This window comes from Geothrix mesophila, from assembly GCF_022808835.1.
GTDB lineage: Bacteria > Acidobacteriota > Holophagae > Holophagales > Holophagaceae > Geothrix > Geothrix paludis.
Window position 1 is genome coordinate 740,240 of record NZ_JAKZLD010000001.1, and the last position, 12,762, is coordinate 753,001.

Annotated in this window: 10 protein-coding genes and 1 tRNA gene; 7 read left to right on the forward strand and 4 right to left on the reverse strand. The window is 66.2% G+C overall.

Going from position 1 to position 12,762, the window contains the following annotated elements; all coding sequences use genetic code 11:
* Nucleotides 1-6: 6 nt before the first annotated feature.
* The 4 genes from MLG87_RS03480 to MLG87_RS03495 all read right to left on the reverse strand — a co-directional run bounded on the left by MLG87_RS03480 (nt 7) and on the right by MLG87_RS03495 (nt 5,007).
* Complete coding sequence (locus MLG87_RS03480) at nt 7-297, reverse strand: hypothetical protein (protein WP_243293820.1); 291 nt, start codon at nt 295-297, stop codon at nt 7-9.
* A 252-nt stretch (nt 298-549) separates the two neighbouring features.
* A tRNA-Thr gene (locus MLG87_RS03485) sits at nt 550-625 on the reverse strand.
* A gap of 40 nt (nt 626-665) precedes the next feature.
* Nucleotides 666-2,807: a prolyl oligopeptidase family serine peptidase gene (locus MLG87_RS03490; protein WP_243293821.1), complete on the reverse strand. Its 2,142-nt coding sequence runs from the start codon at nt 2,805-2,807 to the stop codon at nt 666-668.
* 85 nt (nt 2,808-2,892) lie between these two features.
* Complete coding sequence (locus MLG87_RS03495; protein ID WP_243293822.1) at nt 2,893-5,007, reverse strand: prolyl oligopeptidase family serine peptidase; 2,115 nt, start codon at nt 5,005-5,007, stop codon at nt 2,893-2,895.
* A 108-nt stretch (nt 5,008-5,115) separates the two neighbouring features.
* Here MLG87_RS03495 and MLG87_RS03500 point away from each other — a divergent pair, with 108 nt between their 5' ends.
* The 7 genes from MLG87_RS03500 to lpxC all read left to right on the forward strand — a co-directional run bounded on the left by MLG87_RS03500 (nt 5,116) and on the right by lpxC (nt 12,728).
* The gene (locus tag MLG87_RS03500) at nt 5,116-6,447 is read left to right on the forward strand and encodes a PhoH family protein (RefSeq protein WP_243293823.1); all 1,332 of its coding nucleotides are present in this window, start codon (nt 5,116-5,118) and stop codon (nt 6,445-6,447) included.
* A gap of 9 nt (nt 6,448-6,456) precedes the next feature.
* Nucleotides 6,457-7,008 (forward strand): hypothetical protein, encoded by a 552-nt coding sequence (locus MLG87_RS03505; protein WP_243293824.1) that lies wholly within the window; start codon nt 6,457-6,459, stop codon nt 7,006-7,008.
* Between the two features lie 68 nt (nt 7,009-7,076).
* Nucleotides 7,077-8,276, forward strand: coding sequence for a tyrosine--tRNA ligase (tyrS, locus tag MLG87_RS03510; protein ID WP_243293825.1), 1,200 nt, complete (start codon nt 7,077-7,079; stop codon nt 8,274-8,276).
* Entirely contained in the window at nt 8,273-9,937 is a 1,665-nt protein-coding gene (locus tag MLG87_RS03515) for a DUF4388 domain-containing protein (RefSeq protein ID WP_243293826.1), read from the forward strand. Before tyrS ends, MLG87_RS03515 begins: the two co-directional genes overlap by 4 nt.
* Nucleotides 9,938-10,075: 138 nt before the next feature.
* On the forward strand, nt 10,076-10,921 hold the full coding sequence (locus MLG87_RS03520) for a septal ring lytic transglycosylase RlpA family protein (RefSeq protein WP_243293827.1): 846 nt from the start codon (nt 10,076-10,078) through the stop codon (nt 10,919-10,921).
* A gap of 61 nt (nt 10,922-10,982) precedes the next feature.
* Nucleotides 10,983-11,690 (forward strand): IspD/TarI family cytidylyltransferase, encoded by a 708-nt coding sequence (locus tag MLG87_RS03525; protein ID WP_243286025.1) that lies wholly within the window; start codon nt 10,983-10,985, stop codon nt 11,688-11,690.
* A gap of 117 nt (nt 11,691-11,807) precedes the next feature.
* Nucleotides 11,808-12,728, forward strand: a complete 921-nt coding sequence (gene lpxC / locus MLG87_RS03530; protein WP_243293828.1) for a UDP-3-O-acyl-N-acetylglucosamine deacetylase — start codon at nt 11,808-11,810, stop codon at nt 12,726-12,728.
* The last annotated feature ends 34 nt before the right edge of the window (nt 12,729-12,762 follow it).

Below are 12,762 nucleotides of genomic sequence, written 5' to 3' on the forward strand. Positions count from 1 at the left end.
GCGTACTCAGTCAGGCTTTCGGAAGGGCACCACGTTGGCCGGGCCTTCGGTCGTGCCGTCCGGGGCGGACTCCAGGTCCTCCATCCGATAGCTGTTCTCGGTCCCGTTGTCCCAGCGGACGTAGTAGGGTCGGGGGGCCGCCCCAGGCCGGTGGGGGCGCTCCCCGGCGAACAGGACCGTCCCGGTCGTACCGCCGCCCTGGGCCTGGGGGACGAAGTGCGGCCAAGCGCCCCCGTAGCACACCACACCCGCGCGGCTGAGCCGCACGCGGTCACCGGGTTGGAGGGGGTAGTCCATGGGGGGCTCGTCTGGGTTTCTATCGAGGATTCATCGAGGATTCGAGGTTGGGCGCCGACCCATGCCAGCGGGATTCGAACCGCGCCCGGCTTCGCCGGGTGCCGGCCTTCTGCGGCGCGACATCTAGTCGCGCCTCGGGCGGTCCCACTCGACCCAAGATCCTCGCGGCGCATGCGCCGCGAGGGCAGGTTCGAATCCCGAAGGGATTACTCCAGAGAAAAGGGCCCCCCGCGTGCGGGGGGCCCTTTTCTCTGGAGCCAACTACAGGATTCGAACCTGCGACCTGCTGATTACGAATCAGCTGCTCTACCAGCTGAGCTAAGTTGGCGCTGGCCTCCCAGTTTGCCCTGGGAGGTCGTTTGAATCAACTACTGGGCGAAGCTGACGGGCAGCTTCATGTGGAGGTTCCTGACGAGGAAGGCCCACAGGTCGGCGCGCTCGGCGATGAGCTTGGCGGTGGGCTTGCCGGCGCCGTGGCCCGCGTTGGTCTCGATGCGGGTGAGGACCGGGGCCGGGCCGGCCTGGTCGGCCTGGAGGGTGGCGATGAACTTGTGGCTGTGGGCGGGCACCACGCGGTCGTCGTGGTCGCCGGTGGTCACCAGCGTCGGGGGGTACTTCACGCCGGGCTTCAGGTTGTGAAGCGGCGAGTACTTGATGAGATTGGCGAAGCCTTGCGACGTGTCGCTGGACATGTAGTCGCTCTTCCACATCCACCCGATGGTGAAGGTGTGGTACCGCAGCATGTCCATGACGCCCACGGCGGGCAGGGCGGCGCCGAAGAGATCCGGGCGCTGGGTCATGCAGGCGCCCACCAGCAGGCCGCCGTTGGAGCCGCCCTGAATGGCCAGCCGGGGGGTGCTGGTGTACTTCTCCTTGATGAGCCACTCGGCGGCGGCGATGAAGTCGTCGAAGACGTTCTGCTTCTTCTCCCGCTTGCCGGCCTCCCACCACTCCTTGCCGTACTCGCTGCCTCCCCGCAGGCAGGCCACGGCGTAGACGCCGCCCATCTCCATCCAGACCTGGGAAATGGGTGAGTAGCCGGGGGACTGGGCGATGTTGAAGCCGCCGTAGGCATAGAGGAGCGTGGGGTTGGTGCCATCCAGCTTCAGCCCCTTCTTGTAGGCGAGGAACATCGGCACCTTCGTCCCGTCCTTGCTGGGATAGAAGACTTCCTTCACCTCGTACTCGGCGGGCTTGATGTCCACCTTCGGCTGGCGGAACACGGTGCTCTTGCCGGTCTTCAGGTCGTAGCGGTAGAGCGTGGGCGGCTGGTTATAGGAGGTGAAGGTGTAGAAGGTCTCGGTGTCCTGGCGGCGGCCGTTGAAGCCGCTGAGGTTGCCCAGCCCCTCGGGCTTGATCTCCTTGAGGAAGCGGCCCTTCAGGTCATAGAGCTTCACGACATTGAGGGCATCCACCTTCCAGGTGATGGCCAGGGTGTCGCCGAACAGATCGGCTCCCGCCAGGACGTCCCGCCCCTTCCCTTCGGGGACGATGTCCCGCCAGGCCTTCGGGCTCGGGTCCTTCAGCTCCACGGCCACGATGCGATGGCGCGGCGCGCCGGCGTCGGTGTGCACATAGAAGATGTCGCCGTCATTGCCGAGGATGGAATAGGACCCGTCGTACTTGTCGAAGAGCGGCACCACGGGACTGCCGGCCTTGCGGAGGTCCTTCAGGAAGACGCGATTCTTCCGCTCGGTGCCCTGGCGCTGGGAGATAACCAGCCAGTGGCCGTCGTCGGTAACCTGGGCGCCGAAGCCCCAGTCCGGCTGATCGGGACGCTCATAGACCACCGCGTCCTTCTCGACGGGATCGCCCAGCTTGTGGAAGAACAGCTTCTGGTTCTTGTAGACGGCGGTCAGGGCCTTGCCGGCTGCCACCTTGGGATAGTCCGTGTAGTAGAACCCGCTGCCATCCTTCGCCCAGTCGTTGACGGCCATGCGCCCGGCCGGGAAGGCGTCAGGAAGATCCGCGCCGGTGGCCACGTTACGAACCTTCCAGGTGCTCACGTCGGAGCCGCCCTTGGACAAGCTGTAGGCCACGAAGGTCCCGTCCTCGCTGAAGCGCAGGCCACCCAGGGCCACGGTGCCATCCTGGCTCAGGGCGTTGGGATCGAAGAGCACGCGGCCCTTCTCCTCCAGGCGCTCCGTGAGGTAGACCACCGCCTGGTTCTGGAGGCCGGAGTTGTAGGAGTAGACGTAGTACTTCCCGTGCTTGCTGGGTGCGCCGTACTTCTCGTAGTTCCAGAGGCGGGTCATCCGGGCCTCGATGGCCTTGCGCTCGGGGATCTGCGCCAGGTAGGCCTGGGTCACCTGGTTCTGGGCCGCAACCCAGGCCGCGGTCTCCGCGGAGTGGTCGTCCTCCAGCCAGCGATAGGGGTCGGTCACCTTGGTGCCGAAGTAGTCGTCCACCACGTCTGCCTTGCGGGTGGCGGGGTAGGTCAGCGGCGTTTGGGCCATGAGGGCGGTCGCCGCCAGGGCCAGCGCGCACGCGCGGGATCGGATGCAGATCATCTGGGAACCTCCGGAAACATGGGGAGGTCCCCAGGATACCTCGCATCACTATGTTTGCATCGGAAAACGCATCGGGAAACGCGTATCAGGGCGTCTTCATGCCCAGGTTCTTCACGAGGAAGGCCAGCACATCGGCCCGCTCTTCGATGACCTTGGCCGTGGGCTTGCCTGCGCCATGCCCCGCACTGGTCTCGATGCGGGTGAGGATGGGCGCCGGACCCGCCTGGGCCACCTGGAGCGTGGCCGTGAACTTGTGGCTGTGGGCAGGCACCACGCGGTCGTCGTGGTCACCGGTGGTGATGAGCGTCGGCGGGTATTTCACGCCGGGCTTGATGGTGTGCAGGGGCGAGTACTTCATGAGGGTCTCGAAGCCCTCCTTTGTCTCGCTGCTGCCATAGTCGCTCTTCCATCCCCAGCCCAGGGTGAACTTGTGGAAGCGCAGCATGTCCATGACACCCACTTCCGGCACCGCGGCGCCGAAGAGGTCCGGGCGCTGGGTGAGGCAGGCGCCCACCAGCAGGCCGCCGTTGCTGCCGCCGTTGATGGCGAGCTTGGGCGTGGAGGTGATCTTGTGGGCGATGAGCCACTCGGCCGCGGCGATGAAGTCGTCGAAGACGTTCTGCTTCTTCTCCTTCCGGCCCGCGTCGTACCACTCGAGGCCGTACTCCCCGCCGCCGCGGAGGTTCGGCATGGCGTAGACGCCGCCCATCTCCAGCCAGACCATCCGCGAGACGGAGAAGGCGGGCGTCAGCGACACGTTGAAGCCGCCGTAGCCGTACAGCAGGGTCGGGTTCTGGCCGTCGAGCTTGATCCCCTTCTTGTGCACCAGGAACATGGGGACCTTCGTGCCGTCCTTGCTGGGGTAGAAGACCTGCTCCACCTCGTAATCCGCGGGCTTGAAGGCGACCTTCGGCGCGCGGAAGACGGTGCTCTTGGCGGTCTTCAGGTCCAGACGGTAGATGGTTCCGGGGTAGGCGAAGCTGCCGAAGGTGTAGAAGGTCTCGGTGTCCTCGCGCCGCCCGCCGAAGCCGGTGACCGTTCCCAGGGTGGGCAGGGTCAGCGCTCCGGCCTTCTTCCCCTTCACGTCATAGAACTCCACGGCGGAATGGGCATCGCGCATCCAGGTGGTCACGAAGCGGTTCCCCACGAGGGAGACGGATTCCAGGACATCCCGGCCCTTGGCCTGGGGAATGATCTCAGTCCAGTCGGCGGGTTCGGTCTGGCCTTTCCGGATGGCCACCAGGCGGTTGCGGGGCGCGCCCTGGTTGGTGACGACGAAGAAGCGGTCTCCTTCGTTGTCGACCACGCCGTAGGTGGCGTCCATGCGGTCCAGGAAGGGCTCCACGGGGCTGCCGGGCTTCGTGAGGTCCTTGAGGAACAGGCTGGTCTCGGGGTTGGTGCCCTTGTTCCCCGTGATGACGAGCCAGTGGCCGTCGTCCGTGACCGTGCCGCCAAGGTACCACTCGGGCTGGTCCGGGCGCTGATAGATGAGCGCGTCCTCGGACTGGGGGGTGCCCAGCTTGTGGAAGTACAGCAGGTGGTTGTTGTTCACGCCCGTGAGCGCTCCGCCTTCCTTCGGGGCCTCGTAGCGGCTGTAGAAGAAGCCGCTGCCATCCTTCAGCCAGGAGGCGCCGCTGGCCTTGGACCAGCGGATCTCGTCGTAGAGATCCTTCCCGGTGGCCACGTCGCGCACCTTCCAGGTCTGCCAGTCCGAGCCAGCCACGGAGACGGAATAGGCCATGAGGCCCCCATCCTCGGTGAAGCTCGCGCCGCTGAGGGCCACGGTGCCGTCCTTGCTCAAGGTGTTGGGGTCAAGGAGCACCCTTCCCTTTGCCTTGGGGTCCTCCGTCACGTACAGGACCGACTGGTTCTGGAGGCCGGTGTTGTAGGAGTAGAAATAGCGACCGCCCCGCTTGAAGGGGGCGCTGAACTTCTCGAAGTCCCAGAGGCGGGTCATGCGCTCCCGGATCGTCGCCCGCTGGGGAATCTGGGCGAGGTAGGCGAAGGTGACCTTGTTCTGGGCTTCCACCCAGGCCTTGGTCTCGGCGCTGTTGTCGTCCTCCAGCCAGCGGTAGGGATCGGCCACCTTGGTGCCGAAGAAATCATCCACCACGTCACCTTTCCGGGTGGGCGGATAAGTCAGGGGGGTCTGGGCGGATAGGGCAGTGGTGATGGCGAGGGCCATGGGGAGGATCCTCATGCGGTGGTCTCCAAACGGGCTGACATTCTCCCACCAACGAAAGGCCCATTCCCAGCCGTGCATGGCTGGCCGCTTGGTGGTAGGCTCCGGCCAGCCCTGGAGGTCTCTTTGGTCCCACCATCCAGCAAGAAAGTCTTCGTCCTGGATACGAACGTCCTCCTGCACGATCCGAACTCGATCCTCCACTTCCAGGAACACGATGTGGTGCTGCCCATCGTCGTCATTGAAGAGATCGACCACTTCAAGAAGGACCAGACCGAGATCGGCCGCAACGCCCGGACGATCTCCCGCATGCTGGACAAGCTCAGGGCCAGCGGCAGCCTCAGCCGCGGCGTGCCTCTGGGCGACGGCGGATCCCTGAAGGTGGATGTGGAGAGCCACCCCCTGGACCTCGGCATCCTCCGCGAGGACAAGCACAAGGCCGACAACCAGATCCTGGCCTGCGCCAAGCAGCTCCTCGGCACGTCCAAGGAGAAGGTGGTCCTCGTCACCAAGGACACCAACCTCCGCATCAAGGCCGATGCCATCGGCATCCTGGCCGAGGACTACACCACGGACCGGGTGGAGATGGATGAGCTCTACTCAGGCCACAAGAGCTGGGAGGTGGATCCGGCCCAGGTGGACCTCCTCTACGACGGTGGCCTCCCACCTGACCCGGAACTGCACCTCCAGCCCAACCAGTTCGTCACCCTGGTGGACCGCTCCAACCCCAGTCACACCGCGCTGGCCCGCTTCATGGCCGGCGAAGCCCTTCTCCGGCCCATGCGCCGCGTCGAGGCCTATCCCTGGGGGATCAAGCCCCGCAACCGCGAACAGCAGTTCGCCATGGAGCTCCTGCTGGATCCCACGGTCCAGGTGGTCACCCTGGTGGGCAAGGCCGGCACCGGCAAGACCCTGCTGGCCATCGCCGCGGGCCTCCAGCAGGTGGTGGATGACGAGGCCTACGACAAGATCCTGGTCAGCCGGCCTGTCATGCCCATGGGACGCGACCTGGGCTACCTGCCCGGGGACGTGGGCGAGAAGCTGCGGCCCTACATGCAGCCCATCTACGACAACCTCGAGTTCATCGTGGCCGCCAACACCGAGGCCCGGCGCCGCAGCACCATGACCGCCGGCCAGCTGGAGGAGGCGGGCTACCTCAGTGTGGAACCTCTCACCTACATCCGGGGCCGCAGCATCCCCAAGCAGTACCTCGTGGTCGACGAGGCCCAGAACCTCACGCCCCATGAGGTGAAGACCATCCTCACGCGCGCCGGGGAAGGCACCAAGGTGATCTTCACGGGCGATCCGTACCAGATCGACAACCCCTACGTGGATTCCAGCACCAACGGCCTCAGCTTCCTCGCGGATCACTTCAAGCATCTCGATGTATCCGGCCACGTCACCCTGATGAAGGGTGAGCGCAGCAAGCTGGCAGAATTGGCGAGCAACCTGCTCTAGGAGCCCCATATGGCAGATTCCTCCTGGGACAACGGCGGACACGGCGTCCCCCTCAAACCCGGCCTGCCCCTCTGGGCGAAGGTCGCCATGGGCTGCGGCATCGCCTTCCTGGTGGCCCTCGTGACCTGCGTGGGCGGCGTGGCCTATGTGGCCAACAAGGCCAAGAAGGATCCCGAAGGCTTCAAGAACAAGGTCATGGGCTTCGCGCTCGACAAGATCCGCCCTGATTGGGAGGACTTCCGCGTCGTGGTGGATCAGCTCCGCACGCCCGAGGGCTGCCGGGCCCTCTATGCGGCCAGCCCCAGCCTGGCGAAGACCTGGCCCACCGAATCCGACTTTCTCCAATCCGCGTCCAAGTGGCAGAAGGACCTTGCCCCGGTTCCGGATCTCACGCCGGACCTGATGGAGCACCAGGGCCTCCGCATCCACCGGGATCTGGGCGGCAAGGTGGAAGTGGGCTGGAGCCCGAAATCCGGGCGGGCTGTCTACGTCACCTTCGAAAGCGCGCGGAATCCCGGGGACAAGGGACCTCGTCGCGTGCTCGAAGTGGATGTGCGCTGATCGGATCCGCTGAAACCCTCTGACCGTTCCGGATTGAGGATCAGCAGGTTTTCCGCCAAGATTCAAGCATGACCGCCGCTTTCGGATCCGTATCTGACGCCCTCGCCCTGCTCATGAAGGGCACCGTGACCTGCCACAAGGTGGAACAGCTGGAAGCGAAGCTGAAGGAGGGGCGGCCCCTGCGGATCAAGGCCGGCTTCGATCCCACGGCGCCCGACCTGCATCTGGGCCACGGCGTGCTCATCCGCAAGATGGCCCAGTTCCAGAAGCTGGGCCACGAAGTGACGTTCCTCATCGGGGACTTCACCGGCCTCATCGGCGATCCCACGGGCAAGAAGGCCACGCGTCCGCCCCTGTCCCGCGAGGAGGTGCTGGCCAACGCGGAGACCTACAAGGCCCAGGTCTTCAAGATCCTCGATCCCGAAAAGACCAAGGTCCGCTTCAACAGCGAGTGGCTTGGCCCCTTGCACGGCGAGCAGTGGATCCGCCTGGCCTCGCGCTTCACCGTGGCGCAGATGCTGGAGCGCAACGATTTCGCCAAGCGCATGGAGGCCCGCGAGCCCATCTCCCTCCACGAGCTGCTCTACCCCCTCACCCAGGCCTACGATTCCGTGGCTCTCCAGGCGGATGTCGAGCTGGGCGGCAATGATCAGCTCTTCAACCTCATGCAGGGCCGCATCCTCCAGGAGGCGTCGGGCCAGAAGCCCCAAGTGGTGCTCACGGTCCCCCTGCTGCTCGGTCTGGACGGCGTGGAGAAGATGTCGAAGTCCCTCGGCAACTACATCGGCTTCATGGAGGATCCGGACACCCAGTTCGGCAAGGCCATGAGCGCCAGCGACAGCCTCATGTGGGACTGGTACCTGCTGCTGACGGATAAGCTTCCCGCGGAAATCGAGCTTCTCAGGCAGGGCCATCCGATGGATGCCAAGAAGGCGCTGGCCCGGCAGATCGTGTCGGATTTCCACGGCGCCGCCGCTGGCCGCGAGGCCGAGGAGCGCTGGGTGCGCCGGTTCTCCGAGCGCAGTCAGGAAGAGGCTCCCGAGGTCGCCATGGCCCCCACGGAAGGCGAGGTCCCCCTCAGCCGCCTGCTGGTGGATCGCGGCCTGGCCGCCAGCCGCAAGGAGGCCGAGCGTCTCATCGGCCAGGGCGCCGTCAGCCTGGATGGCCAGAAGGCCGGGGATCCAGCCTTACGGCTGGCGCTGAGTTCCGGCCAGTCCCTCCTGGTCAAGGTGGGCAAGCTCAAGCTCGAGCGCTGGATGATCTCATGAGCCTTCCGGCCCTCAAGGACCTCTTCGCCCGGCATCGGACAGGAGCCACCGGCCTCTGGCGCCTGGGCCAGGAACCCAACCGGATCGTCTACTTCGAAGGCGGGAACGTGGTGTTCGCCGCCAGCAGCCACCCCCAGGACCGCCTGACCCACCTGCTGGTGGAACGCGGCAAGCTCACCCAGGTCCAGCTCGACTACGCCATGGCGAACCTCAATCCGACCATGTCCATCGGGCGGAACCTCATTGAAATGGGGTTCATCACCCAGCGGGACCTGCTGGACGTGGCCCGGGCCCAGGTGGAGCGGGTGGTCTGGGCGGTCATGGCGGAAACCATGGAACGTCCGGCCTTCGAGGCCAAGGCCCTCGATGCCTCCACGGTCCGTCTCCCCTTCGATACCCCGGGCATGCTGCTGGCGGGCGTACTGAACCTCCAGGACCGCGAGCCCCTGCTGGCGGAGCTGGGTCCCCTGGACCAGGTGGTGGCCCTGGAGGTTCCGCGTCTTCCCGAGCTCAACCTCCCCCCCGACCTGGTCCGTCTCCCCGGCCTCCTGGGCGGCCAGCGGACCCTCCTGGACTTGAGCCGCGAGGCCGGGGTCGAGCCCTTCCGCCTTGGGGCCTTCGTGCTGTACCTGCGGGAGATGGGCTGGGCCCGCCTGCAGATGGCGCCGTCGTCCCTGGGAGTTCCCCTGGCCCTGGAACCGGAACCCATCCTGATCGCGCCGCCTGTGGCGCCCCCCGTGACGTTGCCGGTTCCGCCGCCTTCTCCGGCCGTCCCCTCCCTGATCCAGGCCATCGAAGCCAGCCAGGTCCCCACCACGAACCTGGAGCACCTTTCCGAAGCCCTGGACCAGCTGGGCGCAGAGGACGAATGGGAGGAGCCCGGCCAGGGTGGCCTCCAGCCTCCGCTCTCGCCGGAACGCTCCCTGCCCATCCATCAGACCGCCGCAGGCAGCACGGAACCTCCTGATTTCGAATCTCTTGAACCTAAGAGAACCTCCCGACGTCCCCTCTTCCTGTTCGGGATTCTTCTGCTGGTTGCGGGCCTGTGGGGCGGTCTGCGGTGGTACCAACGAAACCCCATCATTCTTCCGAAACTTGCCCAGCCTTCTCCGCTGAACCCTCCCACGCCGGCACCAAAGCCGGAGCAACCCCTCCCCGAGGCCAGCTCCGTGCCCGAGGTGAAATCAGAGCCCAGGCCTGAGGCCCAAGCCGCCCCCAGACCCGACGCGAAACCGGTTTCCGAACCGGCCCGGGCGCCCAAGGTGGTTCCTCCGGCCCAGTCGAAGCCCGCTCCCAGGCCCTCGGTTTCCTCCCAGGCCGAGCGCCTGAAGGCCATCCAGGCGGGCAACTGGAAGTTGGCTCACAATCAGGGTTTAACCCTATGCGCCGCCAACCAGGGCAAGTGGACCCTGCGCCTGGAAATCGCGTGCCAGGGTGATACGGTCCAGCGCGCGGCCAGCCTCCTGAAGGGTCAGACTCCGGACCTCTTCCTCCTGCCCATGACCATGCGGAACGGCCGCACCTGCCATCAGATCTTCCTCGGCACCTACGAATCAGAGGCCGCGGCTCTGGCGGCAGCCCGTCGCCTTCCGCCTCCCTTCCTGACCGAGGGGAACCGTCCAAAGCCGTTCAAGGTGGACCAGATCCCCAGTCGGCAATAGGCATAAGCAGCGGTTTCGCTGCACATATTCCTATTCCAATTTGCAGTCCTTTACAAAAGGGCTAGGCTTCGCCATACTTTATATGTATACGAACTGGTCCATTAAACGTGACCTGTTGATCTTTGTTTGTGGAGCCCGATGCTGTCACCCTTCCATCCCACCAATTGGAGCAAGGCCTGTGCGCTCTGGATCCACGAGATCCATGTCGCCTTCGACCCTCCGACGCCGGTGGACCCAGGCAAAGGCGGGTTCCTCAGAGTCATGCGCTGGAGCACCCCTAGGGTGGCCACGCTGGTCGCCCTCAGCTTCACCCTCCACTGCACCCGTCCCCCGGCGACCTATGCCTCCTCCTCCGCCGGCTCCCGCAATGGCGCCCAGCCAGCGGATGGCCAGGCCTACGTGGAGGAGGGTGTGGCCAGCTGGTACGGCGGGGATGACGACGGATTCGCAGGCCGGCAGACGGCCAGCGGGGAAATATTCGATCCGGAGCAGTACACCTGCGCCCACCGGACCCTTCCCCTAGGCAGCTTCGTGGAAGTCGAGAACCTGGAGAACCGGAAGCGCGCCGTCTTCCGGGTGAATGATCGCGGTCCCTTCATCAAGGGAAGGGTGTTGGACCTCTCCAAGCAGGGGGCCAAGGACCTGGGGTTCCTGGGCCATGGGACCGCCCGCGTCCGCCTGCGGTCCGTGGATGCCATGGGCCTTCCCACGGCGCTGGATCCGGCCGTCGACCATGCGGACCCCTTCGTGGTGCAGGTGGCAGCTCTTTCGGATCCCAAGAACATCGAGTCACTTACACGTGAACTTGAAAACACCTTCGGTGTCGTGACGCTCCAGAGCGCCACCACCCGCGGCGGCGTGGCCGTGAAGCGGGTCCGGGTGGGCAGCTACACCAGCCGCCAGGACGCCGAGCAGGCGGCCGAGCGACTCGCCAAGCTCATGAAGGATCGCGGTGTCGAACCCTTCATCACCCGTCAGCGCTGACATGGTCCTGGGGGGACCGCCTGCTCGCTCCGCTCGCGATGTCCCCTCCGGGACCCCCCACGTGGTGCCCGGGCCAAGCCCGCTCACCACGTCTGATCCCCTGCGCCCCTACCTGGTCATTCCTGCCGGTGGGCGGGGTCTGCGCATGGGCGGTGGCCTGCCCAAGCAGTTCCGCGATTGGGGCGGCCGCCCCCTGCTCCAGGCCACGGTGGAAGCGTTCCTGGCGCCGGGCATGCCTCACCTCGCCGGCATCGCCCTGGCCGTGCCTGAAAGCCACCTGGAGGAAACCCGCTCCTGGTCCTTCAGCGCGCCCTGCTGGGTGGTGCCGGGCGGCGACACCCGGCAGGCCTCCGTGTGGGCTGCCCTCCGGGCCCTGCCCGACCAGCCCCTCGCCCCGGTCATGATCCACGACGCCGTCCGGCCCTTCCCTCCAGTGGCGCCCCTGTGGGAGGCCCTGGACGCCCTGAATCAGTTCGACGGCGTCCTGCTCGGCGAACCTTCCACCGACACCCTCAAGCGGGTGGACGAGAACGGCCGGGTGCTCGGCACCGAACCTCGGGAGGCCTTCTTCCGGGCCCAGACCCCCCAGATCGCGCGCCTGGGCACTTGGCTCAATGCCTTCCGTGCCGCCGACGCCTCGGGCTTCAACGCCACGGATGACGTCGCCCTGCTCGAGCGCCTGGGTCTGGCGGTGAAGCTGATCCCCAGCCCCAGCTCCAACCTGAAGCTCACCACCCCCGAAGACTGGGAGCGCACCCGGCCAGGTTGACCACGGGGTGTGGTGGATGGACCCACATCCACTCCTTTGTCATAACTAGTCAAATCGTGAAATGATTTGACTAGGATAACGGCACAGAAATGGCTTATCAGTCTGCGAGGACGAACCATGCCCCGCAGCACCACGCCCCAGACCCTGAGCCGCGAGATCACCATCTCGGGCCATGGCCTGCATGGCAACCGCCCCTGTTCCGTGCGCCTGGTCCCCGTGGCCGAGCCCACGGGCATCGTGTTCGTCCACACGCCCACCGGCACCGTGATCCCCGCCAAGGCGGATCTGGCCGGCGATCTGGTGCTGGCCACCACCCTGGTGAAGGATGGCGTGCGCCTCCAGACCATCGAGCACCTGCTGTCGGCGCTCATGGGCCTGGAAGTGGAGCACCTCCGCATCGAGGTGGACGCTGAGGAGCTGCCCATCCTGGACGGCAGCGCCGCCCCCTGGGTAGAGGCCATCCTGCAGGCGGGCGTGAAGGGCCTGGAAGGCCGTCGCCGGTTCATGAAGATCACCCAGCCCATCGAAGTCCGGAACGGCGACCGCTGGATTCGCGCCCTCCCCTACGATGGCCTCCGCCTGCGCTACGTCATCGACTTCCCCATTCCCGCCCTGGGCCGCCAGAGCCGCGAGCTGAGCCTCACCCCCGACAAGTACCGCCGGGAGCTGGGCGCCGCCCGCACCTTCTGCCTGGCCCAGGAGATCGACATGATGCGCGCCCGCGGCCTGGCCCTGGGCGGCAGCCTGGACAACGCCGTGGTATTCGGCGCCGACGGACCCCTGAACGAGTCCCTGCGCTACGAGGACGAAGCCGTCCGCCACAAGATGCTGGATCTGGTGGGCGATCTGGCCCTGCTCGGCGCGCCCCTGCTGGGCCTGGTGGAGGCCCACGCGGCCGGCCACGCACTACATGTCGCCTTGGCCCAGGCCATCCTCGCGGCACCCGGCTCCTGGGAGTGGACCGAGGAAGCCGAACCCGCCAACGTGCGCTTCTTCTTCCAACCCGCAGGGCTCACCGCCGCAGCGCAGCCTGCCTGAACCGATTTACGGTTGCGGCCCACGACAGGGACCT

Excerpts from the sequence above, each read along its gene's own strand:
- MLG87_RS03480 (WP_243293820.1), bottom strand. The coding sequence starts at position 297 with ATGGACTACCCCCTCCAACCCGGTGACCGCGTGCGGCTCAGCCGCGCG.
- MLG87_RS03495 (WP_243293822.1), bottom strand. The coding sequence starts at position 5,007 with ATGAGGATCCTCCCCATGGCCCTCGCCATCACCACTGCCCTATCCGCC.
- MLG87_RS03520 (WP_243293827.1), top strand. The coding sequence starts at position 10,076 with ATGCTGTCACCCTTCCATCCCACCAATTGGAGCAAGGCCTGTGCGCTC.
- tyrS (WP_243293825.1), top strand. The coding sequence starts at position 7,077 with ATGACCGCCGCTTTCGGATCCGTATCTGACGCCCTCGCCCTGCTCATG.
- MLG87_RS03490 (WP_243293821.1), bottom strand. The coding sequence starts at position 2,807 with ATGATCTGCATCCGATCCCGCGCGTGCGCGCTGGCCCTGGCGGCGACC.
- MLG87_RS03505 (WP_243293824.1), top strand. The coding sequence starts at position 6,457 with ATGGCAGATTCCTCCTGGGACAACGGCGGACACGGCGTCCCCCTCAAA.
- lpxC (WP_243293828.1), top strand. The coding sequence starts at position 11,808 with ATGCCCCGCAGCACCACGCCCCAGACCCTGAGCCGCGAGATCACCATC.
- MLG87_RS03515 (WP_243293826.1), top strand. The coding sequence starts at position 8,273 with ATGAGCCTTCCGGCCCTCAAGGACCTCTTCGCCCGGCATCGGACAGGA.